Annotated in this window: 20 protein-coding genes; all 20 read right to left on the bottom strand. The window is 54.3% G+C overall.

The features are described from left to right. Positions 1-104: 104 nt before the first annotated feature. The 20 genes from BLQ12_RS08895 to BLQ12_RS08800 all read right to left on the bottom strand — a co-directional run bounded on the left by BLQ12_RS08895 (position 105) and on the right by BLQ12_RS08800 (position 26,615). The gene (locus tag BLQ12_RS08895) at positions 105-1,163 is read right to left on the bottom strand and encodes a pentapeptide repeat-containing protein (RefSeq protein ID WP_175469599.1); all 1,059 of its coding nucleotides are present in this window, start codon (positions 1,161-1,163) and stop codon (positions 105-107) included. Beyond that, positions 1,147-4,131, bottom strand: a complete 2,985-nt coding sequence (locus BLQ12_RS08890) for a metallophosphoesterase (RefSeq protein ID WP_092210290.1) — start codon at positions 4,129-4,131, stop codon at positions 1,147-1,149. Before BLQ12_RS08890 ends, BLQ12_RS08895 begins: the two co-directional genes overlap by 17 nt. A gap of 71 nt (positions 4,132-4,202) precedes the next feature. Continuing rightward, on the bottom strand, positions 4,203-4,835 hold the full coding sequence (locus BLQ12_RS08885; RefSeq protein ID WP_092210289.1) for a DUF4150 domain-containing protein: 633 nt from the start codon (positions 4,833-4,835) through the stop codon (positions 4,203-4,205). Between the two features lie 2 nt (positions 4,836-4,837). Beyond that, positions 4,838-5,929 carry a beta-ketoacyl synthase N-terminal-like domain-containing protein gene (locus BLQ12_RS08880; protein ID WP_092210288.1) on the bottom strand — a complete coding sequence of 364 codons (1,092 nt, stop codon included), beginning with the start codon at positions 5,927-5,929 and terminating at the stop codon, positions 4,838-4,840. Next, entirely contained in the window at positions 5,919-6,938 is a 1,020-nt protein-coding gene (locus BLQ12_RS08875; protein WP_092210287.1) for a DUF2169 family type VI secretion system accessory protein, read from the bottom strand. Before BLQ12_RS08875 ends, BLQ12_RS08880 begins: the two co-directional genes overlap by 11 nt. A 22-nt stretch (positions 6,939-6,960) precedes the next feature. Further along, entirely contained in the window at positions 6,961-7,464 is a 504-nt protein-coding gene (locus BLQ12_RS08870; protein ID WP_092210286.1) for a DUF6484 domain-containing protein, read from the bottom strand. Between the two features lie 72 nt (positions 7,465-7,536). Then, positions 7,537-8,874, bottom strand: coding sequence for a hypothetical protein (locus BLQ12_RS08865; RefSeq protein ID WP_092210285.1), 1,338 nt, complete (start codon positions 8,872-8,874; stop codon positions 7,537-7,539). Between the two features lie 3 nt (positions 8,875-8,877). Next, positions 8,878-10,977 (bottom strand): type VI secretion system Vgr family protein, encoded by a 2,100-nt coding sequence (locus BLQ12_RS08860; protein ID WP_175469598.1) that lies wholly within the window; start codon positions 10,975-10,977, stop codon positions 8,878-8,880. 329 nt (positions 10,978-11,306) lie between these two features. Further along, positions 11,307-14,042, bottom strand: coding sequence for a type VI secretion system ATPase TssH (tssH, locus tag BLQ12_RS08855; protein ID WP_092210283.1), 2,736 nt, complete (start codon positions 14,040-14,042; stop codon positions 11,307-11,309). A 60-nt stretch (positions 14,043-14,102) separates the two neighbouring features. Then, on the bottom strand, positions 14,103-15,107 hold the full coding sequence (gene tssG / locus BLQ12_RS08850; RefSeq protein WP_092210282.1) for a type VI secretion system baseplate subunit TssG: 1,005 nt from the start codon (positions 15,105-15,107) through the stop codon (positions 14,103-14,105). Continuing rightward, positions 15,071-16,744, bottom strand: a complete 1,674-nt coding sequence (gene tssF / locus BLQ12_RS08845; protein WP_254782025.1) for a type VI secretion system baseplate subunit TssF — start codon at positions 16,742-16,744, stop codon at positions 15,071-15,073. The genes tssG and tssF overlap by 37 nt, the downstream gene beginning before the upstream one ends. Positions 16,745-17,077: 333 nt before the next feature. After that, entirely contained in the window at positions 17,078-17,491 is a 414-nt protein-coding gene (tssE, locus tag BLQ12_RS08840; protein ID WP_092210280.1) for a type VI secretion system baseplate subunit TssE, read from the bottom strand. A 14-nt stretch (positions 17,492-17,505) separates the two neighbouring features. Then, positions 17,506-17,991 carry an Hcp family type VI secretion system effector gene (locus BLQ12_RS08835; protein ID WP_092210279.1) on the bottom strand — a complete coding sequence of 162 codons (486 nt, stop codon included), beginning with the start codon at positions 17,989-17,991 and terminating at the stop codon, positions 17,506-17,508. 24 nt (positions 17,992-18,015) lie between these two features. Beyond that, positions 18,016-19,503: a type VI secretion system contractile sheath large subunit gene (tssC, locus tag BLQ12_RS08830; RefSeq protein WP_092210278.1), complete on the bottom strand. Its 1,488-nt coding sequence runs from the start codon at positions 19,501-19,503 to the stop codon at positions 18,016-18,018. Between the two features lie 131 nt (positions 19,504-19,634). Continuing rightward, complete coding sequence (gene tssB / locus BLQ12_RS08825; protein WP_092210277.1) at positions 19,635-20,123, bottom strand: type VI secretion system contractile sheath small subunit; 489 nt, start codon at positions 20,121-20,123, stop codon at positions 19,635-19,637. Between the two features lie 40 nt (positions 20,124-20,163). Next, positions 20,164-20,892 carry a type VI secretion system domain-containing protein gene (locus BLQ12_RS08820; protein WP_092210276.1) on the bottom strand — a complete coding sequence of 243 codons (729 nt, stop codon included), beginning with the start codon at positions 20,890-20,892 and terminating at the stop codon, positions 20,164-20,166. Continuing rightward, positions 20,795-21,721, bottom strand: coding sequence for a TssA family type VI secretion system protein (locus BLQ12_RS08815; RefSeq protein ID WP_092210275.1), 927 nt, complete (start codon positions 21,719-21,721; stop codon positions 20,795-20,797). Before BLQ12_RS08815 ends, BLQ12_RS08820 begins: the two co-directional genes overlap by 98 nt. Beyond that, positions 21,721-22,491, bottom strand: coding sequence for a TagF domain-containing protein (locus BLQ12_RS08810; protein ID WP_092210274.1), 771 nt, complete (start codon positions 22,489-22,491; stop codon positions 21,721-21,723). The genes BLQ12_RS08815 and BLQ12_RS08810 overlap by 1 nt, the downstream gene beginning before the upstream one ends. Then, on the bottom strand, positions 22,479-25,943 hold the full coding sequence (locus BLQ12_RS08805; RefSeq protein WP_092210273.1) for a type VI secretion protein IcmF/TssM N-terminal domain-containing protein: 3,465 nt from the start codon (positions 25,941-25,943) through the stop codon (positions 22,479-22,481). Before BLQ12_RS08805 ends, BLQ12_RS08810 begins: the two co-directional genes overlap by 13 nt. Then, the gene (locus BLQ12_RS08800) at positions 25,944-26,615 is read right to left on the bottom strand and encodes a DotU family type IV/VI secretion system protein (RefSeq protein ID WP_092210272.1); all 672 of its coding nucleotides are present in this window, start codon (positions 26,613-26,615) and stop codon (positions 25,944-25,946) included.

Raw genomic sequence — 26,615 nt, 5'->3', positions numbered from 1 at the left:
ATTCACGTAGAAAAAACCTCATCCGACTCTCCTGACACAAGAAATCTCCAAACCGAAAAACGATAGAAAAGGGGTTGTGTCAAGTATCAACACCCCTCCCTTTCTCAGTCAATCGGAAGAGATTTACCTTCGTATATTGTATCTTTGAGATCAATTTCAGGATTTTTGATTAAGGTGACATTATTGAATAAAGTGCCTTCAAGCTTTGTGTCTGTTAACCTCACGTAATCTACAAATGCAGCATTTCTAAAATCTGCATTTGTCAGGTCTGCATGTCCGAAATTAATGGCGTTAAGACTTGTATTATAAAACTTAGCGTTCTTCAAATTCGCACTTTGCACATCCATTATTTCAATATTTGAATTTGAAAAATCTGCATTTTCAAGGTCTGTTCCCCCCAGCATAGAAATACCATACATTTTGCAGTTACTGAAATTTACATTTTTTGCTTTAGCACCTCTAAAATTCGGGCTACTAAACAATCTGCCCTTGAACTTTGAGCCTGAAAAGTTTGTTCTGATAAGAATACAGTCAGCAAAAAGGGAACTTTCAACAATAGAACCCTGAATTATAGAATCTGTCAAATCCGACCCGATAAAATTGGTATCGTTGATGACAACTTTCATCAATTTACTGTTTCTAATATCGCAATGCTGAACTTCCGATTTTAAAAAAACACCATCGTTGATAATGATTCCGGTCAAGTTTGAGTCCGACAACTCAGTTTTTTCAAACTGAATTTTTGCAAATCGTGACTCATGAAAATCAGCATTTTCGACATTGGAATCTTCAAAAAAAACAGTATTAAATTTTGATTTTATTATTTTAACATCGTTCATATCGCATGTATTAAAATACGTATGATCCAATGTCGCGCCGGAAAGATCCGCTTTCTCCAGATTGCATTTTTTAAAAACCGTTTTAGTTAAAATCGCCCCCTTAAGATTTGCACATTTCAAAGTTGCTTCCTTTATTTTCATCCCACTTAAATCTGAATAAGAAAGATCAATCTCTTTGCCCTCATAGGTCTCATTGAATTTTTTTTCACTTTTCCTTAATAATTTTAAAGCATCGCGTTCCATATTATCTCCTTGGGTGCAAGACATCGAAAGCCCCACCACTAACATCAGCAGGGGTATTATTTTTCTAATATCCACAAACATCAGTTTTCTTCCTTTTGTCAAAATCAGGAATGGTTCTAAACTCCAGGAGCATTCCCCTGAAATCATCTTCAATATACTCCTGATATTCTGGGTCATAGGTTTTATCAAACGTTTCTGCCAACCATCCTTTCGATGCTTCAAAAGCATTATTCGTTTTAACTTTTGCATACTCTTTGATATCTTCACGTATTTTCTTTCCAATATTGAGCTCACGATCCCACAGATCTAATTCGCCGAATGAATATCGAAAAAAAGCAAAATCTTTCTCATTTTGTGCCGATATAAATAATGTATCAAAACTATCTTTAATAATGCTCTGAACAACCCTTTTTTCATAAATATTATTAAAAACACTTTCCTGCACGAATTTAATAAACTTATTTGAATGTTCGGTCGAAATAAGTTCAACCGCACTATCACCCGAAAGAGATCCTGCTTTGTAAGTAATATATTTTACCCGTGATGGAAATTCCATATACCCGTAATAAGTAAAGGGCTCTGCACTGATAATCCGAATTGATTTCGTTCTTTCATCCCATTTATTATATTCTTTATAACTATTAATATGTTCCAATTGCATATCATCGACAAAAACTTTCTGTTCCTCACACATCACTGCTTTTCTGGGCTTATTTTTTTTATCATCAGCCACAACAGATTGGATTTTCAATTTTCCAGTATCATCAAAAGTTAGTAGGTTTCCCCCGGGCCTGTGCCTCCTGGCAGGTTTTCGAACCATATCTCCGGCAGGCATATGACAATGGGGGCACTTATTTGAGTTAATTGGTTCTTTTTTTGAATCATCCTGGCCGGAATAAAGCTGCTTTATATGTAATTTTTTTAGCGAAAGATCTCGTTCACAGTAAAACCCTGTGCTGTATTTATTCTCCTTATAACAAGCACATATCATAGGTGCACCCGGAAGGTATTTTGGAAACGGGCCACCACTGGAGGTCACCATAACTATTTGTTCCGGTTCGATAAACTCTGTTCTGATTCGTTCACCTGCAGCAAGTACAGTTACATGGTCCTTTTCCTTTTCCCCGACTTTCATCACTAAATTTCTGTGACTATGACCTCCTACGACAACATTAAGTTTTCCATCTTCAACATCTTTTAAAATCTCATCACGCCTGCTATCAAAGCTTCCGAAGCAAAGCTCGGGTGATTTCCACAAATATTCATTGTTGATTTCACCAACAGAAACGTCATCTCGGGGACATATAGCTGTTGCATGGGTGAACAGCATCTTCACGGCTGCAGGCTGATTGATCCATGATTTATATATGGTGTAGTTTTTTATGAGAAAAGGCATTTTTTTCTTCGTATAGGGATTTATCAGATCCTTCTCATTTCCATCTTCGTCTATATATGTCTGTTTTTTTTTCTTACCATTTTCATCTGTAATCGTAACCACCGGCTCAAAATCATTTTTTTCCTTAAACAAATTTGATGCGTGATGAAGAGTGCCTTGACTTCTTACCGGTACATACATGGCAGCAGCAATTCCTTTTGGAGGAAAACTTGCAGCTTCACCCCAATCCACCATAAACATGCTCTGGTCGCCATAAACCACAACATAATCCGGAAAAGGATTGATAAAAAAAGTGTACCATTTTACGCAATTCACTGACGTTTTAACATTATAAACAAACTCTTTATCGTCACTATAGCCTTTGCCAAAACACAAAGCATTTTCATACCGGGTTAGATTCATATCATACACCCCGTTCCATGCCTTTCCAAACAAAGGCCACGGAGCCATGGCATGTTTCACATAATCATGATTACCAAGGGTCGTAAACACCGGTTTTTCATAATATTTATACAATTCCAAAAGGAGTTTATAAAACAAAAACCAATTTCTATCATCAAAATGATTTTTATTATCTGATTTAAACAAATTCGCCTTCAGCTCCGCCCAGACTTCTGAAGGTTTTTTATCTTTTTCTTTGAATGTCTGATCGGTATGTATCCCTTTGTTGTAGTCAATCAAATCACCTGTTATAACAAGGACATCGGCTTTATCAAGCAGTTTCCCACTGATATTTAAAAATAGTTCATTGAAATTTGCCACAGCATCTTTCAGTGGTTTGTAAAATTCTTGGTTACTGACAGCACGTTTACCACCTTCTATTCTCACTTGACAGTTCTCACTAACTTCGATAACGCTGGCTACGGACTTGCTATACAGTTCCATTCGTGTATCCAGATGGATATCGGTGATATGCCCGATATCCAAACGTTTTTTATCCGATACATAAACAGGATGATATGTATTAGCTAAAATTTCTGCATCTCCATCAACTCCTTTTCCAAACTCTGAAACTCTGGTTTTAAATGTTTCTTTTTGTTTATTGAAGATGCCTTTTGTCCAGCCTGATTTAATTTCCATCAGACGTGGTTTTTCTTTCGAAAGTTCATTCATTTCACGTTCAAGCCAAAAAAAATTAACGAGTTTGCCAGGAATATAAAATTTGGGTTCATTTTTCAGATTAATGCCGATTTTATACAGGTACTTATATTTTTTCTTCCTGTAACGTTCCAATACCCAGGGAAAAGCATTCATATGTGATAGCTGAAGTTTAAACCCATCTTTAGCAACTTCTTCTACCGAAATTCTGTCATCTATATTTTCATATAATTCTGATATTCTGATCAAATCCTTATCAATATCAGCTTCATCATTTTGCTGAAAATAGACTTTATACATATCAAGTTGTTCATACTGCCCCTTGCCACCATGACAATCTTTCCATTCTGCAAACCTGAGATGAAATGCTACTTCCGTCTTACGAAGATCGTCCGTTTTACTTGCGATGATCATTTCAACCCAAGCATTTTCCTGTTCAATTTTCACAAGAGCAGGGCACCCAAGAGATGGATACAAAATAACCGCATCACACTTAGCAAACTGCGTGATATCACTTTGATCTTTATTTATTTCTTTATTCTTTTCGAAAGTCATATTTTCTACCTGCTTTGCAAAGTTATAAAAAACCTAACCCAGAACATTTTTTTTAAAAAAGATGCCAACTATTACACTATTTTAAAATCTATATGATTATTCATTACAGATAATGTAACCTTCTCTTTTTCCGAAACATGAACAATCTGCCCCTGTGCCATAGCTGTTTTTATCTCTTTTTTACCATCCACTTCGACCTCCAACTCGAACCCCTCCATGGGGTCCCCAAAGGGATCGACAAAACGCATTTCCACCTTCCCCTGCTCCGGTATCACCGGTGTCTCATCCATAATCTCCTGCACAAGAGGAGCCTGCATCAATGGGGCAGGCGGGGTGTTTTTGTTGTTGTGAATCATGGTGTCAAAGGCTCGGACAACGCCGTTTCCCTCCACCTGGACATCAAATGACGAACTTGTGAACTCCGCTTGTTTCTGAATGGTCCCGGATGCCGTGCCTTTTTTGTCACCGGCTTCATCGCCGATGCTTTTTTTGAAATTTGACTTGGCGTGCCCCAGGGGGTTGCCATCGGCTTTAACCGTTTGGGCCCCGCCGTCAAGATCAGATGACATGGCTGTGTTGGCGTATGGAATGGGCACAACCACCGGGCCTATCTGTGTTCGGCAAACGTCCGGAGACGCCACAGATGTGCCGCCGCTGCTCTTATGAACCACCGTTCGTCCGTTTGCACCAACTGTAACGCCCATGTTCAATCCCCCTTGTCTGGTACTGTATTGAATGTCATAAGAAGAGCCCCCCTTTCACCGGACTCCGAGGAAGAGAGAATCAGGCACCGGCAATCGGTGTGGCCAAACCCGCCCCTGATCATGGTCCGAGCGGCAAGACACATGGCAACGCAGGAGGAAGCTGCACCTGTGTCGCCCGTGCTTCGGGCAGGACAAAGGAGCTCTTTTTCTCCCCCCATTCGGCTGAATATTCGAGCGTGCATCATGGACATTTCGTCAGAACGGTAAGATTCGCCGTTCAAATCTGTGATCATTGCCCTGACCGCCACAGAGTTCTTCTCTTCCGGAGGGAAAAGAGCATCTACGGTATCGGACAATCCTGATCCCGCATGGCCTCCGGCAAGGCAGTGATGAGATTCGAAACCCGTGGCGGAAGCTTCTACAAACCCCTGGATTGCCGCTTTCCGCTGCTCGGCTTTGGAGCAATCCTCCACAAGCACCACCGCAGCGGCCTCTCCTGGGATCAACCCGTTCGAGTTCATTTCGGTTTTCAGGCGGTTCATCCGGTTCAAACGGGAGAGGTTGGAAAACCCGATGAGGGAGTCGACCCCTGCGACAAGTGCCCGATCGCATTTTCCTGCCCCAATGGCTTCCGTCGCACGTTCAAGGGCCATTATTCCGGCGGCGTGTCCCGAAGGGAAAGAGAGCACCTCACTGACGTGGGGAAAAAGCGCCTTGTTCCCGATGATGTAATCGTCCATGGTTTGATCGGAAAACAGATCCCTCTCTTTTCCGGGAAGTGCAAGAAACAAAGGGAGATCGTCCGACTCAACCAACCCTGCATCATCTGCGATATCGTCAATGGCTGCACTCAAAAGCCTGCACATTCGTCCTTCAGTATCGTCGACATCACCCTCCAGGACGGAATGACCCGTCACAAGGCCATCTTCCCATTCGTCGTACCCCTTGGGCGAGTCGGCATAAAAATTCTGCAATTTTTCTGGGCGTTTCACACCGGCACGAATGGACGCACAGGCCGTCTTGACGTCGTGCCCCACTGATGAGACCATGCCAAGCCCTGTAATGGCGATGGAATAGGAACTGTTATCCTTCATGGGTGACCGTTACCTGCCTCAACTCGTCAAGGCGATCGGGTTTGGGAAATGTCGCTCTCCATACCATGGAGAGCCTGCTTTCATCCGGTTCGATCAGAAGCGTATCAAGCCGCACATCGGGTTTGTATGTCTGGTCATCGAGAATAAATGCCGATGACATGGTGATCCCCGGTAATGTAAAGTGAAGCTTTTCATGATCCGGGTGAAGGTTGTATAGAGCCACGGGTTCGTCTCCTTTCAGCCATTCAGCCAAGGCAAAACCCGATGAACCCGCATTATAAAAACCCGGGTCAAAATCTTCCGGAAGCAAAGGCATGCGACGTCGTTCCCATTCATCATCATAGGTTCCAGACCGGGAGGCCCTGGGTTCCCAGTAAGGGGCTATAAACCCATACCCTGCTGGCGCGGGTTTGTCTTTCCATCGCTGTATGGGGTGGGTCCCCCACTCAAGATTCGGCAGAGGGTGCCCGTGAAGGGACTTTCTCGTCCTTGCCGTTCGAAACCCGGTCCCCACGGGATTCTCCAGGCAATGACCCTGTTTTTTCTTTTTTTTAGGGGAGGTATCCGCACCACCAAAGGCTCTTTCGTAGACAAGGGGCATCTTAACAAAGGGAACAGGGGGCGTTTTTGTGACAACCCCCAGGCGATAATGCCAAACCCGGTCTCCATACACCCGCACATGTTTCATATGCGCGCCCACCATCAATGCGGTATCGAGCTTGCGAACCGCCCTCCCATGGGGGGCATACGCATGCCCGTTCAACACAATATCCGTGCCTCTCTTTTCAAAAACAAGGTCCGAGGCATACCGAACGCTGCTTCCTCCAGGTTTTCCGTAGTAGTCATCGGCATAGCACAGGGGGATCTGATCGGGGGCCGCCTTGACGAGCCCCTCTCCGTCATAGATAAACGTTCCCTTGATGATAGCTACCGCCTGATTTGTTCCATGCTGATCAAGAAGGACAAATGTGTCTGCGGCATACGGCGTTTTATTGTGTAAGACATGCATGAAAACTCGCTCTTGCGGCCCTTTAATTCAATTCAACACTGCCGCCTTTGATTTTATTGGTTCCCGAAGCCCTTGAAACAATTTCTTTGCCGCGAATCACGATGCGGCCCTCTTTTTTGATGGTGATACTGCCTTCCCCGCATTTCAAAACCATCTCCTTCTCAGCTTCGATGACCGTACGTTCTCCGTCACAAAAGGCCTCCACCGGAGAGGAGTCCGATTCGGTCTCAGCGTCCAGGCTGACGAGATTTTCCAGAACATTTTCGAGCACGCCGACCACGATGGGCCTGTCCGGCCTGCCTCCGTCAAATGCCAGAAGGACTTCGCGGCCCACGTATTTTTCCGAAGAAAGTTCCAAGCGGTTAATCCCTGATAGCAGCCTGGCTCCATAGGGCCCTGCCCCGTCATACGTCACCAGAATCTCGCCTGCATTTTCTGAGGCTGCAATCCGTCCTGTTCTGGGATGAAGAAGGTCAAAGGGCCTCTGCACAGGTACGCTCTTTTTCTGAAAGGATGGCTCATTCATGGTGTCCCTCTTTTGCAACTATTCAGCCCCCAAAAAGCCGCCGGAGGCATAAGCTGAATAGTTACCCTATTTTTATGCATTGCATGACTCCATGACATGTCCCCCAAAATACCATGCGCCCGGCTCAAACTGACCGGAGGCTGATTCATCCCACACTTCATATTTTTTAATTCGCTCCACCTGTTTTTCTACCGGCATACGACGATCAAAGGAAAAATCCACGTTGTAACGAATCGCAAGCTCGTCATAAGCAGCTTCGCGAACCGTTGCTGGAACCGACTCTGAGCCAAGATTTTCGATCAGGCAATTCGGTGTACACAACCTTCCGTTCCGGTAGCGCCTGGCGGAATCAAAACGGTCTGCGTGATCTTGCCACCAAGAGCTCCAACGCCCGCCCTCCCTTGCCAACCTCGTGACCGTCTCCCCCGGCTCCTTGCCCGGAGGCCAAAGCGACTCCCCGCGCGCAAGCTTCTCTTTCTCAGCGTCAAACAGCAGGTCCTCATCAACCGCTTCCGGGATAAAAACCGTCTCGTACAACGGAGCACCGGTCATCACGTAAAGAGACAGGGCCGCAGCCTCGGCTTGTTCCCCATAATCAAGGGCCCTGATAAGAAACGGAACCGCCTCGACATCGCCCAAAAGCCCCATGGCAAAAAGGACATCATCGTTAACCGGCATCGTCCGAAGCAGGCCAAAGGCCTGCTTGTCCCCGCAAAGCCCGCAGCACACAGGCACTTGCAACAGCACCTCGTCGTCAATGGCCTGCCCGGCACGGGCACGGATAAGAACCGCAGAGGTTCGGCATAGCCCCTCCCCACTCTGGCCATACCAATCCGTATTAAGAAGATGCCGTGAGGACTTCAGAGGCACCAGTGCATTGAGAACGCTTGCCTCGGAATCGGCATCAAGGCTTCTGCTACCCAGCAACCTGAAAAGCTCGTCTGCCCACCCCCCACACCTGCGATAACCCGCAAGGCGCGATGCGACCCGCGCTCGAGACGCGTCAACAGGGCCATTTTTCAACAGCAGTTGAAAGCATTCCTCTTCGTCCTTTGCTTCAAGGTCAACACAAAGGGCGTCGGAAAGGGCCTGAATACGGAAAGAATCCGATGAATCTACACCGTCGACCAGATGACAGACATCCCCATGCAGTCCATGCCTCAACAAAACCCTTGCAGCGGCGTAGAGTTCGCCGCTATCACCTTGCCGGGCCTTCTCGCGGCACAGCTCCAAGGCCTGATCCCCTCCGATCACCAGAGCATCCAGATGCGCTTCAAGACGCCTCTCGAAATCAATGATGCGTCTCCATGCACCCCACTGGCGGGACACCAGGCCATGCCACTGCTCGTACAGCATAGACGACTCTTCAAGATGCTCCGCATAAAGGCTCTCCTGCAAATCCATCGCCATGCCTTAATTCCCTGTAATATTCTGGCCTTTTGTCACAAGCTTTCCGCTCGCATTGATCTTGATATCCGCACCGCTGATCAGAATGGTGCCGTCTTTTTTCATGGTAATGCTTGAACTTCCGCACACAAAGGTAATCTGATCTTCTGTGGTCAACACGGTCTTTTTACCCACCATCACGGACAGGTCCGCGCGAACCCCCACATCGGCTTTGTCTCCGACATCAAGGGTCATTTTCTGCCCGATGGTTTCCGTCAAATTTTTTCCGACATCTATGACGCCGTTGCTTCCGATGCTCAGGGTTCTATCCACACCAATGTTAACCGTTTCATTCTCTCCAACGCTTTCATTGCTGTTTTTTCCCACCGTGACGGCCTTGTTCTCCCCCGTGCTCTCGTCCAGGTTCTTCCCCACCGTCACCGCCATGTTCTCGCCCACGGATTCCGTGTGGTTTTTGGCAACGGTGATGTCCTTGTTGTTGCCGATGGATTCCTGCTGGTCGTTGCCCACGGTTTTGCGGCGGTCGTTGTCCACGGCAAGGGTCTCATCGTGACCGACGTGCTGGCCCTTGTCGTTTTTGATCTCGATGTTCCAGTCCTTTTCGCCGTGGATGTAGATCTCTTCCTCACCTTTGAGGTCTTCGAACCGCAGCTCGTTGAACCCGTTGCCGTTGGGGGTGGAGCGGGTCTTGATGGTGCTTTTGGTTTTCTCGGCCGGGAGGGGGTACGGGGGCATGTTGGCCCCGTTGTAGACGGCGCCGGTGACGATGGGGCGATCCGGGTCGCCGTCGATGAAACTGACGATGACCTCCTGGCCGATGCGGGGAATGAACACGGCCCCCCAACCCGGGCCGCTGACAGACTGGGCCACGCGCATCCAGCAGCTGCTTTTGGCGTCCCGGTTGCCCAGGCGATCCCAGTGGTACTGCACCTTGATGCGGCCGTAGGTATCGGTGTAGATTTCTTTGCCTTCCGGGCCGGTGACCACGGCGGTCTGGACCCCGCTTACAGCGGGTTTGTCGATACAATCAGGACGAAAGGGGACCTCTGAGGGGATGCAGGAGAACTCATTGGCATAGGTGTTTCCCTTGCCGTTGGGGGCCAGCTCCTGAAGGGACTGGGGCTGGGTTCCCCGGTGGGTGATGCGGGTGAGGAGGTACTCCCGGTTGCTCTCATCGTAAGGGTAGTGGGCCAGGGTGAAAAGATGGCCCACGACAAAGCTTCTGCAAAGGCTCTTGCCCGCATACTCGTCTTTCTGCAGACGCGCCCTCTCCAACCCCACGGCGGCCAGGCGGGTCCCCGTGGCTTCGTCGGTGAGAAGGCCGGGGTAATCGTAGAGTTCTAAATTTTCATAGCTCTCTGCCGGTTTCTCTGCAGACGGCCTGTAAGAGGGGGTCTTAAACGCATAATCCTTGAGCACGTGCTTTCCCGAGACCACGTTTTCGGCCACACGGAACTCGTTGACGTACTCCATCTGATCCACCAATTGCCCCGGCGGGGTGAAGAGCACTTCCACCTTACCGGAAATTGGCTTGTGGCATGCCGGGGTGTCCCCGAACACCAGCACATGATCGGCCTCGGTGAACTCGTAGTAGTAAAAAATTCCCTCTTCGGCCAGGAGCCGGGCGACAAAGGCCCAGTTGGTCTCCCGGTACTGGACGCAGTACTCCCTGGGGGAATAGGTGCGGTGGGTCCGGAACTCAAAGGTGTTGCTCTGCATGCCGCCGTCCTGGAGCACCTCGGCAACAATCTCGGGCACGGTTTTCTCCTGAAAGATCCGGACATCCGAGATGAGGGTCTGCTCCCAGGCGCGGGGCACAAGGGTCACCCCGTAAAGATAGAAGCGCCCCCTCTTCTCCTGCTCTTCAAAGCGGCTCACCACCCCGTGGACATACCGCTCCTGCTTACGGCCGATGAGGGTAAAAAGGCCCTCCTGCCCCGTAAAGTCAGTGCTCATTCGACGTTTTTCCGAGACCACCGTGGCCTGCACCGAGAAATGATCGGAGACGGACTCGGCCGCAGAGAGCGTGTACACATCCAGCTTGGTCCCGTTCAATGTGCAATCGAACTGCCGCATATTTTCAAATATCTCTACCGGTGAGATCATCGCTTTCCTCCAGTGCATGCTGATCAGCTGATTCAAATCCAATGATGAAGGGTGGTTGTTCGCAAAAGCCTTAAGGTCAAAGTGATTGAAAAAAACGCCTCCGGCGACCAGGGGATGAGCCCCTGAACCCCAGGTTGTGAAGGATTTCATCCCTCGTTCCTCGGGCTGAGATCCTTCACGGGGATTTTCATGCAATCAACCCAACCTCAAATCGTCCTCGGCTCAAAGGCGAATGTGATTTTTCCCCGAGGAACGAGGGGGAAAAGCACATTCGCAACTTGCTTTCAAGGTGACACACCTTGCCGCCGGAGGCGCGCTCTTCCCCGCTCTTAACCCATAGACGGCACGCACACAAAAGCGCCCGCCTCGTCGGTGTCCAGTGTCATCTCTGCCGGAAGTTCTCCTTCGCTCATGCGCTGGAGAAGTTCACGGGAAATAAGCGGGAGCACCGTGCCGTTCATGATGTGGTCGATGTTGCGGGCCCCGGTCTCCACCTCCACGCACCTGTCCGCGATCTGCCCGATGACGGCTGGAGCAACGGTCAAGGTGATGTTGTGGGTCTCCTGGAGGCGGTTCGCGACCTTCCGGAGCTTGATCTCCACCACCTCCTGCATGATGTCCGCTGGCAGGGGCAAAAACGGGACAATACTCATGCGGGCCAAAAGAGCCGGCTTGAAGTGCTGGCTCAGGGCCGGGCGAATGGCGGCAATCAGCTCCTCGGTATCGGGAATCTCTCCGGCTTCCGCAGCACTGGAGATGAGCTCTGAGGCGAGGTTGCTGGTCAGGAAGATCACGGTGTTGCTGAAGTTAATCCTCCGCCCTTCGCCATCTGAAAGAGCCCCCTTGTCAAAGACCTGGTAAAAAAGGTTCATCACCTCGTCGTTGGCTTTTTCCGCTTCGTCCAGGAGCACCACGGAGTAGGGCCTCTGACGGACGGCCTCGGTGAGGATCCCCCCCTCTCCGTAACCCACGTACCCCGGAGGCGAGCCGATGAGTCGACTCACCGTGTGTTTTTCCTGAAACTCGCTCATGTTGACAGAGATGGTGGAGCGCTCCCCCCCGAACAGCAGGTCGGCCACGGCCAGGCCCGTCTCGGTTTTCCCCACCCCGCTGGGCCCGGTGAGGAGAAACACCCCCAGGGGCTGTTCCGGATCCCCGAGGCCAGCCTTCGAGGCCTTGATCACCTGGGAAATCCCCTTGATGGCTTCATCCTGCCCCTTGATACGGGCCTTCAAGTCCTCTTCCATACCGATGATGGTCCGGGCCTCGTCGTGCATTACCTTGCCTGCGGGAATACCGGTCCAGTCCGAGACCACCTCGGAGACAATGCCGGGATCCACCTCGGTGCGCACCAGGGGATCCGTACCCTGGATGGCGGCAAGCTCCGATGACCGGTCGTCGATGAGCGCGCGAAGTTCCTCGTCGGCCAGGGGGACAACGGGATCATCCTCCACGTCGTCCCCATGGGGGGGCTCTGCGGACAATGAAGCAGAGTCATGGGCCGCCTCGGTCTCTTCCACCTCGGTTGCCGGAACCTCGGTGGCAACCTCTGCTTCCGGGGCAACCGACCGCTCCCAGTACTGTTGCCGTAAATCAATAAGCTCGGCTGCCAGGCCCTGCTCCATGGCCCAGCGGGCCGTCACCTCGGTGAGTTCCGTTTCAAGGGCATTGATCTCAGCCTCCACGGCCTCAAGCTGTTCTGTGTCCACGGGTGATCCGTACACCCCGTCACGGCTCAGGGCACTTTTTTCGCGCGCCCTGGCCTGAAGCTGCCGCTCAATATCCTCCACGGGCCCCGGCTTTGCCGTGAGCAGCACCTTGACCCGGGCGGCACTGGTATCAAGAAGGTCAATGGCTTTATCCGGAAGGTAGCGCCCGGAGATGTAACGGGCGGAGAGCTCGGCCGCGGCCTTTACGGCGTCATCGCGGATCACCACCCCGTGGCTTTTTTCGTAGTTGGCCTTGAGCCCCCGTAAGATCAGGGTGGCCGTATCTTCCGAGGGCTCGTCCAGGTACACCAGCTGAAATCGCCTCGCCAGGGCCGCGTCTTTTTCAAAGTATTTCTTGTACTCAGACCAGGTGGTGGCAGCAACGGTTCGCAGCTCGCCACGCGCCAGGGCCGGTTTCAACAGGTTGGCGGCATCGCTCCCACCGGCTGAGCCCCCCGCCCCGATCATGGTATGGGCCTCGTCGATAAAAAGGATGATGGGCGTCTCCGAGGCCTTCACCTCCTCGATCACCTGCTTCAGGCGATTCTCAAACTCGCCTTTCACCCCGGCTCCAGCCTGGAGAAGCCCCATGTCCAGACTCATCAAGGTGACGTTTTTTAAAAAATCAGGCACGTCCCCTTCCACTATGCGCAGGGCCAGTCCTTCGACGATGGCGGTCTTGCCCACACCGGCCTCCCCCACCACAATGGGGTTGTTTTTCCGCCTGCGGGCAAAGATGTCCACCACCTGACGGATCTCCGTGTCCCTTCCGAAGACCGGATCGATCTTTCCGGCCCGCGCCTTGGCGGTAAAATCCTCGCAATACTTGGAGAGGGCCCCGGCAGGCCTGGGATCGGCTCCTGAAGGGGCGCCTTTTACCTCCTCCACCGAACCTTTGGTAAAGGAGGCAAACCCTTTGACAAGCTCTTCGCGGTTGACCCGGAGCAGCAGGTCCCCGATCTCAACGGTGGAGAACTGGGTGGGCCGGTTTAAAAAGGCAAGCAGAAGCACCCCCGACCGGATCTGGGGTTCTCCCATCTCCACCGATCCGATGAGCTGCGCCTCCTGGAACCAGTCCATCAACCGCGGAGAAAAGACCGGCTTGGCTCCGTTTCCCGTGGCAAACTCTTCCAGGGTCCGGTCCAGGGTCCGTCGCAACTCGTCCCCCCCTCCCCCGCACTGCTTTAAAATCCGGGAGACATCGCACAAGGGCTCGTCCAGGAGCTGCCACAGAAAATGCTCCACCGTCACCTCATAATGGGTTCGGGACACGCACACGCCGGCGGCGGCCTCAAGGGCCTTCCTGCAGCATGGATTCAGCCGGTTCAACAAGGATTTCATGTCTACTGTGATCATTTCTCTTCCCATGGGTTACGAAAAGCAGTGCCTCCGGCAGGTCGGCCGGGACATTCATAGTCACGGATAAAATCGGGTGGACAGCTCCCCCGGGCTCTCCCCGGAGAACACCCAGGTATCAAGGCCCAACCGGGCCCATGTGGTCTGTCCGGGCTGGGTGGTCTCTTTTTTTGCGTTTTCTTCCATCACCACCTCCAGGGCAAAGGAGATCGGTGAAGAGAGATAAAAACGGGTGAGCGCCACGACCTGTCGGTAGCCGTCGGTACCCGGTAAAAACGAGCGGTATGCCTCTTCGGAAAGGGGGCCGATACGAATCAGAATCGCCCCGGTGGCGTCTTCAAATTCGGTCCCAAGATAGCATGTAACCCCCAGGGCGTTACCGGACACCCCCAGTACACATTGCTGGTCGGTGCTGATGGGGACCTGCCGTTTCAAGGCCTGGGTCACCTGCACCGACAGGCCTCCCAGGGCATCGGAGAGCAGGGTTCTCAAACCCGAGGCAGACCGGTTCCCCTGGGAAAGGAGCCCGCTGTAGCGAATCAGCCCCCAGGGATTTCGCAACCCGGTGCGCAGGGAGGTGCGCCCCAGTCCGGTGAGGCTGAAAAAACGGTCCCCATATGGCGTATCGCCCTCTTCCACAACCTTCATCATGGCCTGGGATTTGGCCCACCCGTCGTAGAGCAGCTCGTAAAGGCGCTGGTTGATGATGTCCAGAAAATCCCGTGCCGCGTCCTGTTCGCCCTCCAGCACACCGAAGAGATCCTCGGTGTAAAAGACCGGCAGGGGCGACCCGGTGCCGTACAGTCCCAGAATATTTGCCGTGAGGAGCCACTGGCCGGGAGCTCTCTCTTCAATGCCCTCGATACCCGGCCCGGCAAAGGAGAGAGACAGGCTGGGCCTCACCCGAACGCCGTCCACGGGCCTGCCCCCGTTGCCCTGAGCGCCCCCCTCTTCTGCGGTGAGGTTCCTCAGGTGCCGCATGGCCTGGAAAAACGAAAACGACCGCCCCCGCTCCAGGAGCGCCTCCCTTATCCCAGCAACCGCTCTCCCATTCGTTCCTGCCATGTAAAGATCTCCCCGGTCCCGATTTCGGTGACCACGAGCTGCGTAAATGTATTCAAGGCCGCGGAGAGCCCCAGGAATCGATCCAGCACGGCGGCAAATAAATACAAATCCCCCATGCCGGCAAAGTGATCTTTGCGCATGGCGATACGGAAAATGACCCCGCTCACCATCACCCCCCGAAACAGACGGCTGGCCTGATCGGCCTCCAGCCCCACAATGCCCTCAATCCGCTTTTCGCTCGAGGCAAAAACACGCCGGCCTCCCTGGCCGTCGAGTAAAAACAGGGCCAGCATGGCCTTGAGGTTCTCAAGACGGGTCAGGCAAAACTGGTTAAGGTTCATCATGGAAATCAACGGCCACAGGGCATTGGTCCCCAGGGGGGGCAGCACCGCCGAGGTGGGCTTACGGATGTTCCTGAAAGAGATCCCTTCCGGGGACCGGGTGGTGGCCACGCGGATATCCCCGGAATGGAGTTGCTCCGGAAGAAACCCGTTGGTGCAGAGCACATCAAAGGAGAGGGATTTGAAATCGGGCATCGCCCTGCCCCCGGGGGTGGCGATGGAGATGCTGACGTCCATGGCGTCTCGCACCGGAGACTTCGTCAGGATCTCGCTGTAGACCACGTCGGACTCGTCGATGGCCAGGCTGTGGAAGGGCTTCATGGGCCTCACCTCGCCACTGCCAGCCATGTACGCGGACACACCGGAAAGAGAAAACACCTGATAATGAGACACATCGGGAGCCGTGGGCCTTACCCGGTATTCGTTCTTTTCAGGGCTGATCAGCACCGGATCCGCGCTGTGGGAAAACACATTCACCGCCGGGGCCACCGAAAGCATGAACCTTGAGGCATCCACACGCAGAGGAACCTCCGGAGCGGTTGTCAGCTCAAACCAGAGATCGACCTCCTCCCCGCTTTTTCGCTCGCCCCACGCCGACAGCCCGGTCAGTTCCACAAAGAGAAATTTGTCCGGAAGCACAAAATACTCCTGAAGAAGGCGGTATCCGTCAAAAGAGGTGGAAGGCCAGGGGATAAGGGCCTCCTCTTCAGAGAAACCCTTTGGCTTCAAGCAGTCAGGGCCAAGGACCGCACCGTGGGGCGAGGAGCCGGTGCCCACCACCACCCGGCGCACCCCGGTGAGCAGCAGGTGGTAAAGATCCGAGGCCTCGGCATACCCTCCCCCGAGATAAAACCGAAGGTTGTCCGCATCCCAGTCGTCCTGTGCCGTCAACCCAAGGGTCACCCGAATGCCGGCGGTGCCGTCCGGTGTCTCCTCATAGCCTGCCCGAACCACGGACACCGGGGGCAGGACCACATCGGTGCAGGTACGAAAACGGCAGGCGGTACCGTCCACCGCCACGGAGTCCACTTCCACACCGGACGGCACATAGGCCACCGAATCCGTCCCCTCCTGGTGAGCGAACGCCATCAGGGTGGTGGCCGGAAGCGGCCGAAGGTAATGGGGCCACACCTGACGGATGAAGTTGTGGATAATTTCCGGAAACTCATCATCGATTTTCTGCCGGATGGACCCGGTGAGGAAGGCAACCCCCTCCAAGAGCCGGTCCACATCCGGATCCGCGGACGGTTCCCCCAGCATGGGGGCAATGGCCGGATTCTCACGGGCAAATGCCACCCCAATCTCTTTAAGGTGACCCAACTCTTTCTGAAAATAATAATTAAACAATGAAACCCCTTATCTTAAGACAATGCATCACTGGTCATGCTTTAATAATCCATACCTGCCCAAGTACTCTTGCAAGTGAATCCCCCTTGCTTTTTTCTGTCATTTTGAGGTAATTACTTTTGGTGGAGAGCCTGCTGCCGAGATCGGCAGCAGGCTCGGTTCAGTCTGTCCTCGGGTCTGTTATCAGCCGTTGTATGCGGGTGCTTTACCGGAAGCCGGGTGATTGTGGTCACCTTGCTCCCTTGGAGCAACCGCGGCGTCAGCAGGCCTGAGGGTCAGACCTCACGTCCGGACGGTCATCTTTCCATAGGTGTCCACCGAGCTTTCCAGGACAATCTCCCGGCCCTCTTCTCCGGTGTTCAATCGTGCATCAATCCGAAAAAAAACGCGCAGTGTGCGGTCATCCTGAAACACAAAGTTGACGTCCACCTGGGAAAGCCGCGGTTCATAGGTTTCGATGGTCCGTGAGATGGTCTTTTCCATGTCCTGAACGGAGTCGGGGTAGGTAACCTTCAGATCCGACAGGTCCGGCAACCCGAACTGGCCGTCCATCAGCGTTGTCCCCACCCGTGAGTTCAGCAAAAGCTGGAGATGCTTCACCACGGATTTCACCCGTGTCCCGGCATGGTCTCTCGCCCGCTCTCCGGGGTTGTTCTGCCACTGCCGAAGGCGTTCAAGAAGTCTCAAATCACTCACATCGCCCCCTCATATCAAACCGGAATCTTCCATGAATCTTCGGACTCGATCCCATCCACTTCCCAGGTCCACTTGATCTTGGAGTAGGTGAACTTGAGCTCTTCCATGTGCCGGAAAGGCTCGTTCTCCGCCAGGAAGGCCATGGGCATGTAAGGCTTCATCTCCACGATAATGGCGTCTTCAAGGACGATGGAGAAGTAATGCTCTTCGGCCCCTGTGGGATCGATGCGGTACTTCTTCAGGGTCACGTTGCCCAGCTGCTCTCCGGTGCAAAGGGCCTGGTAGAGCTTGGGAGAGGACTTGTCGATCTCTTTGACCACGGTCAGGGGACCATGGATGCGCTTTCCACTGGGGAGCCCGGACTGCGGATCCCTGGGAATATGCACTTTGTGATCAAAGGCATAAACCAGCATTGTGTTTTCGCGACTTTCCATATCGCAAGAGCCGTCGATCTTGCCTTGCGTATTTCCGGTCACTTCCATGTGCGATGTCATTGGCATAAGCTTTTCCTCCGTAGTTAATGATTATTCTTTGTCCAATTTGCCTACCAGGGACAAAGTAAATGATGCGCCCATATACTTGAAATGCGGGCACACCTTCAGGCCAACTTTGTACCACCCGGGTTCCCCAGGAACGTCGTCAACGATGATCTCGGCTTTACGCAAGGGGCGCCTGCTCCGGACGCCGGGCAGGGGGTTTTCCATGTCCACCACATACTGCCGAATCCAGTCGTTGAGTTCCCGCTGAAGATCCACCCGCTCCTTCCAGACCCCGATGTTTTCTCTCTGAATCACTTTCAGGTAGTGGGCAAGCCGGTTGATGACCAGCATGTAGGGCAGCTGGGTCCCCAGGCGATAATTGGTTTCAGCGGCTTTGCCTTCGGCCGTGTTGGGAAATTTTTTGGGTTTCTGGATGGAGTTTGCTGAAAAAAACGCCGCGTTGTCGCTGCCCTTTCGCATGGACAACCCTATGAAACCTTCTTCGGCCAGCTCGAATTCGCGACGTTCGGAGAGGAGCACCTCCGTGGGAATCTTGTTCTGGATGGCGCCCATGTCCTCGAAGAAATGAAGGGGCAGGTCCTCTACGGCGCCGCCGCCTTTCGGACCGATGATGTTGGTGCACCAGCGGTACCGGGCAAAACTCTCGGAGAATTTTGAGGCAAAGGCAAAGGAGACGTTTCCCCAGAGATAATTCTCGTTGTCCCGGGAGACATCCTCTTCATAATCGAAGGACTTCACCGGTTCGGTGTCCTTGCCGTAGGGAAGCCTCAGCAGGAACCGGGGCATCACAAGCCCTAAGTACCGGGCATCTTCCGACTCCCGAAGGGACTTCCACCGGGCGTACTGGGGGCCTTCGAACAACGAGCGCAGATCCTTGAGCTGCGACAGGCCGGCAAAGGATTCCAGGCCGAACATGGACGGGGCCACGGCCCCGATAAAGGGAGCATGGGCCATGGCGGCCACGCTGCCCAGGTACCCCAGCAGTTTGATATCCTGGGGAGAGGACCCGAACTCGTAGTTGCCGATCATCGTGGCATAGGGTTCCCCACCGAACTGTCCGTACTCTTCGGTATACACCCGTTTGTAGAGCCCTGACTTGACCACCTCCGGTGCATCCTCGAAGTCGTCCAGCAGCTCCTCTTTGGTCACGTTGAGGATTTCGAGCTTGTTGTTCTCCCTGAAATCCGTCCGGTCCACGAGAAATTTGAGGGACCGCCAGAGGGACTCCACCTTCTGGAATGCTTCGTGGTGGATGATCTCGTCGAGTTGCAGGCTGATCTGCCGGTCCAGCTCGGCGATCATGTCGTCCACCACCGACTTGGTCACCTTTTCGATGCCGGCGTCGGGGGAGGCTATTTTTGCGATGAGCGCGTGGAGGCCCTGCATGGTCAGGGCATAGGCATCGTCTTCGGGTTTGATGTGGGTGGACTCGATGATGTCGTCCAGAAGCGAAACGCTTTCAACGGCGGCCTCCGCCCCAGGGGTTTCTACAGATTCCCGTACCTCACTCATGATGATTCTCCTTCTAAGCATGCGTGCATAAATATGACAAAAAAGACCTTCGCGACCGCATATGCCGATAAAACAGAGATGCAAAGCCAATGCTTCGCGGAATGACGTGACATGGATTTATGTCGGCACGCTTACTCTTCATTAAGCCCGAGTTCTTTCAAAAGCTGCTTGCGCTGGGTTTCATCGCTGACAAGCTCTTGGATGGTGTTGCGAAATTCCGGAATATTGCTCAAGGGGCCTTTAAGGGCCTGGAGCGCTTCGCGAAGCTTCATCAGCTTCTGCAGCTCCGGTACCTTCTGGGCCACGGCTTCCGGGCCGAAGTCTTTCATGGTCTTAAAATCCAGGGAGACGTTCATCTCCGCCTCCGGGTCCTCCGAAAGCTTGTTGGGGACGTTCAAATCCACGGACACGTTCTGGGCGTTCAGGACCTCGTTAAAGTTATCCTTGTCAATGGAAATGGAATCCCGATCCTCAATGCGTTTTTCCTGTCCCGTATCGGAAAAATGCCCCAGTACCAGCTGCTTCAAGGGCAGCTCAACAGCTTCCTCGGTGTCCCCCACAGAGGTTTTGTACACGATGTTCACGCGCTCTTTGGGTGCAACGGATGCGTCTTTTGCCATGTCCTACCCCCATTCCTTTTTTAGGTATTGATTGATTTAATTATCGCTTTTTCTGCAGGTCCATCGCGTCCACCGTGCTGATCTCCGCGATCATGGACAGAATCTCAGCGGCCCGTGCCGCATACTCTTTTCCGGGCAGTTTTTTCATGACGGTGTAAATCACTTTCAGCCCGCCCAGGGCGTGGGGAGGGTCCCAGTCCCTGAGCCCGAAGCGCGTGATATCCGCACACGCCCTCTCCAGGTGGGCGGCGGCCATTTTTTCCTGCCGGTGCTCGGCCAAAAGGCGTATCAGCCCCAGGCGAAATGCCAGGGCATCTTTTCCGGAGCCGCTCTCCCTGATGTTCCGGTGCAGGCCATCCACGGCCTCGTGGAGTTTTCCATCCTCCCGAGCCAGCACCCGGGCGCCCTGGATCACATCGGCCACCGAGGTCCCGTCTTGGGCCCCGTCGGCAGCGGGCTCATCCCCTGCCTCCCCCTGGCCTTCCAGATAGCCTTGGAGCCCACCGACCCAGGCCAGGGTGTCATCCGAGGCAAAGGGGGTGCCGTCTGAAAACCTGAGGGCCTCGATGCCGGGCAGGCGCTGGAGCAGCAGCTGGGTCTCCCGGCACACCATCTCATGGGCCTGGCCATACCGTTTTCCTAAACGCGAAAGAGCCTCTGCAGAATAGTAGTTAAGCGTCAGCAAAAAAGTGTGCTGGGGGTTGTACAGCTGGCTTTCCGACCGAGAAACCAGCTCCTCCCACGCCTCCTCGCCCTTGAGTGTTTCCAGGTGTTCCGTTACCTGACGCTGGGGGGGGCGGGATCTTTGTCATGCCCCCTGTGGCCGGGGGAAGGTCCTTGATGGGCTCCCAGAGGGCAAACCGCAGCCAGCGATAGGATTGCGGATTCTGCATCTTCTCTTCCCGGACCATCCGTGAAGCCTGTTTCAGCGTCTTGAACAGAGGGGCCATGCTCCGCATGAGGTTCCCGGCGTCCAGGGCCACCTCCTCTGTGGACAAAACGGCCTCAACGGCGGGTTTTCTCTCGGCAGGTGCCGCTTCCGCCGCTTTGGGGGCCTCCTCCGCCGGGGCCACGCGATCCACCTTTGCCACCAGGGGGCCGAGGGCCAGGTCGAACTCCGTATGCTCACCCAAAAAGCGGTCGATCTTCGCAAGGTTCCCGCGAATCCGATCAAGGACCGTCGAATCTGCCGTCCCCTTCATCTCACCGGACAGGGCCTCATCGGTCTTTTCCATCCACCACTGAACGGCCGAGAGCCTGCCCCCCATGCGCCGCATCGGGGGAAACAGAGACGCCCAAAAGGTCTCCAGAAGATCCGAATACACAGCCGTTGCGACGTCAAGGCCCGGCCACCCCTTGAGGTTGACAAGGGCCACGCAAAGATAGCTGGCCACCAGAAGGTCCTTGGCGTTCTCCTTGAGGATTCCGGTGGCAAGGCGATCCACGGTCTCCCAGGAGAAGGCGTCCCGGGCGGTGGGAGAACTCAGTTTGTCGATCTCCTCCTGGAGCGATTCAAAACTCGGCTCGTAGCGGACATCCTCCCCGGCGGGGGCGGCTTCGCTGATGGGCTCTTTTCCGAGCAGGGCGACCTGTTCCATCACGACGCCTCCCGAAGCGACACCCACAGGGTGTCGAAATCTTCCAGCATCAGGGGACGTTTCAAACACATCAGGTACCGATCCGTTTCCGAGCCCCCGATGAACACCATGGCCGGTTCCAGTGCCGAACGGCTTTTCAGGAGCCGAAGCAACTTGGTTGCCGGCGCCAGGTCTCCTTCTCCCTCGCAGACATCCAGGGGCACGAGAAAGTGCTCCAGACGCGCCAGCCCCTCGATGTTGTTCATCTTATCCATGAATCCCGATGCCCTGTGCTTCCCGCCTGATAATATCACCGTATCTTTTTCCGTTTCCCGTTCCCGGTAGAACCTGTTCCAGCGGGGCTCTGCAAACCTGATCCCCACCACCCTGCGCTTGAGCTCCTGAATCCGGGTGATGGTGCGTCCTCCCAGGGATTCAAGGGCAGCCCATGTGTCGCGACAGGCATAGGGCAACAGGTCCCAGTGCCGGTTTCTCTCGGCCACCGGCCCGGCCCCCACGATCATCAGCGGATAGCGCCTGCCATGGTTGTCGCGGCTCTCTTTAATCATGCCGCAGACGAGCTCCCCGTTGGGGCCCCGGGCCCAGAACCGCCATGCCATGTGGGCCTGGGGGTCGGCCTTGCGGCCCACCCCTTCGTAGCCCTTCTCCATCCAGCCGGAGAATCCCTTTAAAAGGGGCGTCGGTTTTCCCAGGTACAGATAATCCCCAGCAATGGGATGCTTGCCGGCAAGATACCAGCTCCATTTCTGTCTCCAGATCAGTCCAACCACGCGACAATCACCTCAGGGGGCTTTCCCGCCACATTGTTCATCATCCGGAGAATGGGCTTCGTGCCGGTCATCTTGTACTTGACCCGGATGTAGCGGACGCCCTTTCGTTTCAGGGAGCCGCTGGCCTCGGGAAAATCCCGGACCCGAAACTCATGCCGGCCGTTTGAAAAATCCTTGATGAACTTTGCAAAGGCCCAGCTGCCGGTGTATTTTTTCTCAAGGACCAAATCCCCGACCCCGATGGTCAGGGTCACCTCCCCACCGTCTTTGGAGGACCAGTCAAACGTCTCCTGGACCCGATAGTTTCGGTTCGTGAGCACCTGGGTTTTCTCAACGCTCTCAAGCTCCAAGGTGGTGATGTGGGGTTGAATGGTGGCTTCCGGGTTGATGTCCGTGGGAAGCCCCTCAATGGTGACCTTGAACACGGCCTTATCCGACTTCACCGAGTAGGTGCCCCGGGTCACGTAGGTAAACAGGGAATCGGTGAAGGGAATGCTCTGGCCCGCCACCTCCTTGGCGTAGTACCCCTTTTTGCTCTTTTTCCCGATGAACGGCTTGGCAGGACCTGCGACAAAGCGCTTGACGGCCCCGCCTTTTCCGAAGAGCAACCCGCTGATGTTCTTCTTGTTGTAGACCCCCTGGATCTCCGAGAGCACCGTCTCATCCCACACGTCCTGAAGGTATCGCCCGGCGGTGTTGCAGGTGTCGGCCCAGAGGTAATCAAAGGGACCGCTGAGCAGGGTCCGGAACAGGGCCCTGGGCGTGCGGTGGGTCTCCATGACGATCTTAAGGGAGTCTTCACCGTGGATGGCCGTGCGGACCGGTGAGCCACCCGTGACCGGGTCTTCGGTAAAGGCTGTCCCCGCCAGGGCAAACGCACCGGCCGGAGACAAGGCGGCGGTTGACATGCCGGAGAGTCCCTCGGCATAACGATTGAAGGCTTCGGCGCCGGCGACCACGGCTTCGGGCACCTGTGCGTCCTTGTTCACCGGACCGGCGACCTTTTTTATCCTGTAGAGCAGCCTCGCCCCCTTGCCGGGGACCCTCACGTTGGGCCCGCCCTTTTTATTCTGGGTGGACACAAGGGCATGCTGCCGAATGGCCTCGAATTCAAAGACAGGCTCCATCCACAAGGGGGGCTCTTCGACCTCGGACTGAAAAAACGAGAGCTCCAGGGCCATTTCACTCAGCAGGGAAAAATAGGGGTTGTCCTGGGTGCCCATCCTTACCAGGGTGGAGATGCTCTCCTCCTTTCCGGTCACCGTCTCCTGCCCCTTAGGGAAAAAGGTGGCAAAGCTGTGCCAGGACTGGGCATAGACCTCGTGATACCATGCCAGAAACGTCGTTTTTTTCTGGGCGATCTCCAGGGGGATATCCAGGGCCTGCTCCAGCTCCGTGAGCATCCCGAACACCTGCTCCCGCCCCTTGAGGGTAAAGGCCGGCCCCACAAAGGGCTCATTCGCCAGACGGCGGCTCCCCTCCCAGAACTCCGCCAGGGTCAAGGGGGGGATTCCCCCTAAGCCGTTGCACCACGTCACGACCCACGCCAGGGAGAGATCCTCGTTTTTCACCCCGTAGGAGAGCCAGGAGGCCAGCATTTCCTTTTCCCCCGCCAGCATCTTCGGGCTTGCCCAGGTGAGGTAGTCCAGATACTGGGCTGAAACGGCATCTAAGACGGACGGGTTGTCCCAGCTCCCCTCCGGGATCAAGAGGCTCCTGAAATCAGGCTGGGGCAAGGCGGACAAGGCGGCCGGTTCCGCCCCGCCGGACCTTGCGGCAATGAGGTTGATACGGCGGATATAATGGGGAAACACCCCTGCCAGCTCTTCCTTGGAGGTCTCCGGTGAAAAATTCACCACGGCGTCGCCCATTTTGGTATCGTAAAAGGCAAGGAACACCCCCTGGAACCGGTCGCAATACCGAACCTTGAGGTCCCGCTCCAGGGCGGAGCAATGGTCCAGCCCGAAATCGGGGAGCAGGCGGCTCTCGTTTTTCTCTTCCACGCTGCGAATAAGCAGCCGGAGCCGCTCCAGGGTATCGACATCCTCGGACAACTCACCCCGCAGGGAAGGAACCATGGCGTACTCTCGCTGCGCATCCCGGACCATGGAAAGGTTCAGGGAAAAAGAGTAGCTCAAAAGAACCCCCAGGGTCAGGCTGGCCAGGGCCAGGCAGGAAAAGGCCATGACCTTCATGCGCCTTTTGCCCTCCATGAGGCGCCGTGTGGGCACATGGATGTTTCGATCGACCGGAAGGATTTTCGAGAAGAGATCGTGAAGAAAATAGCTGGTGTCCGTTGCATCCTGCTCTTGGCCTGAGGCTCTCTTCTCCAACATGGGGGCCGCCTCGGGAAACTGGGAAAACGGGCGGCCGGACTGGCGTGCGCTGGAGAAAAAGAGCCCCCGTAAAAACGGGGCTTCCTGGTAGACGTTGCTGCTGAAAGCGGCCTCTGCAAAGACCTTGAGTCGGCTTTCGATGCCCTGGAACTCCTCGGGAAAGAAAAGAATCCGGGTCCGGGTGCTGTCGGGACCGAGGGAGCGCGCCACTTGAAGGCGGTAGTTTCGGAGCTTTTCCGTTACCTGGGAAAAAGAAGAGGAAAGGTAAAACGAAGCATCACACTGCATGTCCCCGTTGATGGACCCGAACACCTGCTCGTACACGGCATCGGGCAGTTGCTCGCAAAACTCGGTCATCCCCTGGATCAGATCACACTTTGTCACCAGCAGGTAAATGGGAAACCGCGCCCCGATCACCTTCATCAGCTCATCGATGCGATCCCGGATCTTGCGCCCTTCCAGGTCGACCTCTTCACGGGTTCCCGTCAGGAGCGTTTTGGCCGAGACCGTCACCACGAGCCCGTTCAAGGGCTCTTTTTTCCGGTATTTTGCCAGCTGCTTGAGAAAGGAGTGCCACTCCCGTTTGTCCTGGGGCTCATCCTGATGGGTGGCGTATCGTCCTGCCGTATCGAGCACGATGGCCTCATTGAAAAACCACCATTCGCAGTTGCGCGTCCCGGAGACCCCGGAAGCACGGGGAGGCTGGGCAAGGTTGGTGATAAGGCCCGAATTTTCGATGGCCGTGGATTTCCCCGTGCCTGTCTCCCCCATGACCATGTACCAGGGGAGCACATACAAGGGGTCCCCTTTCACACGGAGGTGGGATTTTTTCAGTTCGGCAACGGACATCTTCCACTGCTTACGCTGCTCGCTTGCAATGGCCTTGTCTTCCGCGGACGCATCCTCGGCCACCAGCCCGTTGACAAATTTGCGCTCCCGGTACCGACTCCAGATGAATCGCACCAGAAAAAAGACCAGGATCAGCCCCAGGGCCCCTGCAGACACCGCTGCTCCCGTCCAGACGGAGTACCCCAGCAATATGGCCACCACGGGGGGCACAAGGATGAGTGTCGTCAACAGGCAGAGAATCAGAACCGCTTTCAGAAATGTTCGCATTTATCGCACCAGTCCTGTCAGAACTTCGCTGTTTAAAATAAACCCATAGATAACAAACAGTATGCCGCACAGCACCGCAGGCGACAGCACAAGCAGGAAGCTCATCATCGACGAGCCGCTCTTTGCCCGGGGTTCCATCCCCGAGGGCATCTCCCCCTTGTACGGCGCCGGAAACCATTTTTCCCGTCCATCGGAGGTCAACCGCTCGTCATCATTCACCAGCCGCCTGCAGAGCCCCGCTTTTAAATCCTCCAGGATCTGCTCGTCCCCCTCCATGCCGTACCTCCCGCGAAACCCCGCCATGAGGCAGAGATAAAACACCTCAAACACCTCCCGCCGGGACGGATCCGTCTCCTTGAGCCGGGTGAAAAACTCGGCACCACCCTGGGCGGTTTTGAAGTGGACCCGCTGCAGGGACTCCTTCTGCCACTGGGCCTTCCCGTTCCAACCCGACTGCATGACCCGGTCATCGACCCAGCAGAACACGGCGAACCGGGCCCCTTCGAAATCCTCTTCGGAAAACTCGCTGCGGGCCGGGTGACGCCCACACGCATCCACATGGGCCATAATGGATGCCCGAAGCTCCTCGTAGGACGCCTGGTTACGCTCAGCCTCGGGCAGGGCGTAGGCCACACAGGCCATTAACGGGATAAAACAGTCGCTCAAATGCAT

It is taken from the genome of Desulfoluna spongiiphila, assembly GCF_900101345.1.
In the GTDB taxonomy this organism is placed as follows: Bacteria; Desulfobacterota; Desulfobacteria; order Desulfobacterales; family Desulfolunaceae; genus Desulfoluna; species Desulfoluna spongiiphila.
Note: the sequence above shows the minus strand (reverse complement) of the source record. Positions and strands in the feature narration are given on the sequence as shown.

What these genes read in the sequence shown, in the direction of transcription:
- BLQ12_RS08800 (WP_092210272.1), bottom strand. Translation starts at nt 26,615, where the DNA reads ATGCATTTGAGCGACTGTTTTATCCCGTTAATGGCCTGTGTGGCCTAC.
- BLQ12_RS08885 (WP_092210289.1), bottom strand. Translation starts at nt 4,835, where the DNA reads ATGGGCGTTACAGTTGGTGCAAACGGACGAACGGTGGTTCATAAGAGC.
- tssH (WP_092210283.1), bottom strand. Translation starts at nt 14,042, where the DNA reads ATGATCACAGTAGACATGAAATCCTTGTTGAACCGGCTGAATCCATGC.
- BLQ12_RS08870 (WP_092210286.1), bottom strand. Translation starts at nt 7,464, where the DNA reads ATGAATGAGCCATCCTTTCAGAAAAAGAGCGTACCTGTGCAGAGGCCC.
- tssG (WP_092210282.1), bottom strand. Translation starts at nt 15,107, where the DNA reads ATGGCAGGAACGAATGGGAGAGCGGTTGCTGGGATAAGGGAGGCGCTC.
- BLQ12_RS08835 (WP_092210279.1), bottom strand. Translation starts at nt 17,991, where the DNA reads ATGCCAATGACATCGCACATGGAAGTGACCGGAAATACGCAAGGCAAG.
- BLQ12_RS08860 (WP_175469598.1), bottom strand. Translation starts at nt 10,977, where the DNA reads ATGATCTCACCGGTAGAGATATTTGAAAATATGCGGCAGTTCGATTGC.
- BLQ12_RS08895 (WP_175469599.1), bottom strand. Translation starts at nt 1,163, where the DNA reads ATGTTTGTGGATATTAGAAAAATAATACCCCTGCTGATGTTAGTGGTG.
- BLQ12_RS08880 (WP_092210288.1), bottom strand. Translation starts at nt 5,929, where the DNA reads ATGAAGGATAACAGTTCCTATTCCATCGCCATTACAGGGCTTGGCATG.
- tssB (WP_092210277.1), bottom strand. Translation starts at nt 20,123, where the DNA reads ATGGCAAAAGACGCATCCGTTGCACCCAAAGAGCGCGTGAACATCGTG.
- BLQ12_RS08805 (WP_092210273.1), bottom strand. Translation starts at nt 25,943, where the DNA reads ATGCGAACATTTCTGAAAGCGGTTCTGATTCTCTGCCTGTTGACGACA.
- BLQ12_RS08815 (WP_092210275.1), bottom strand. Translation starts at nt 21,721, where the DNA reads ATGGAACAGGTCGCCCTGCTCGGAAAAGAGCCCATCAGCGAAGCCGCC.
- BLQ12_RS08865 (WP_092210285.1), bottom strand. Translation starts at nt 8,874, where the DNA reads ATGGCGATGGATTTGCAGGAGAGCCTTTATGCGGAGCATCTTGAAGAG.
- tssC (WP_092210278.1), bottom strand. Translation starts at nt 19,503, where the DNA reads ATGAGTGAGGTACGGGAATCTGTAGAAACCCCTGGGGCGGAGGCCGCC.
- BLQ12_RS08890 (WP_092210290.1), bottom strand. Translation starts at nt 4,131, where the DNA reads ATGACTTTCGAAAAGAATAAAGAAATAAATAAAGATCAAAGTGATATC.
- BLQ12_RS08875 (WP_092210287.1), bottom strand. Translation starts at nt 6,938, where the DNA reads ATGCATGTCTTACACAATAAAACGCCGTATGCCGCAGACACATTTGTC.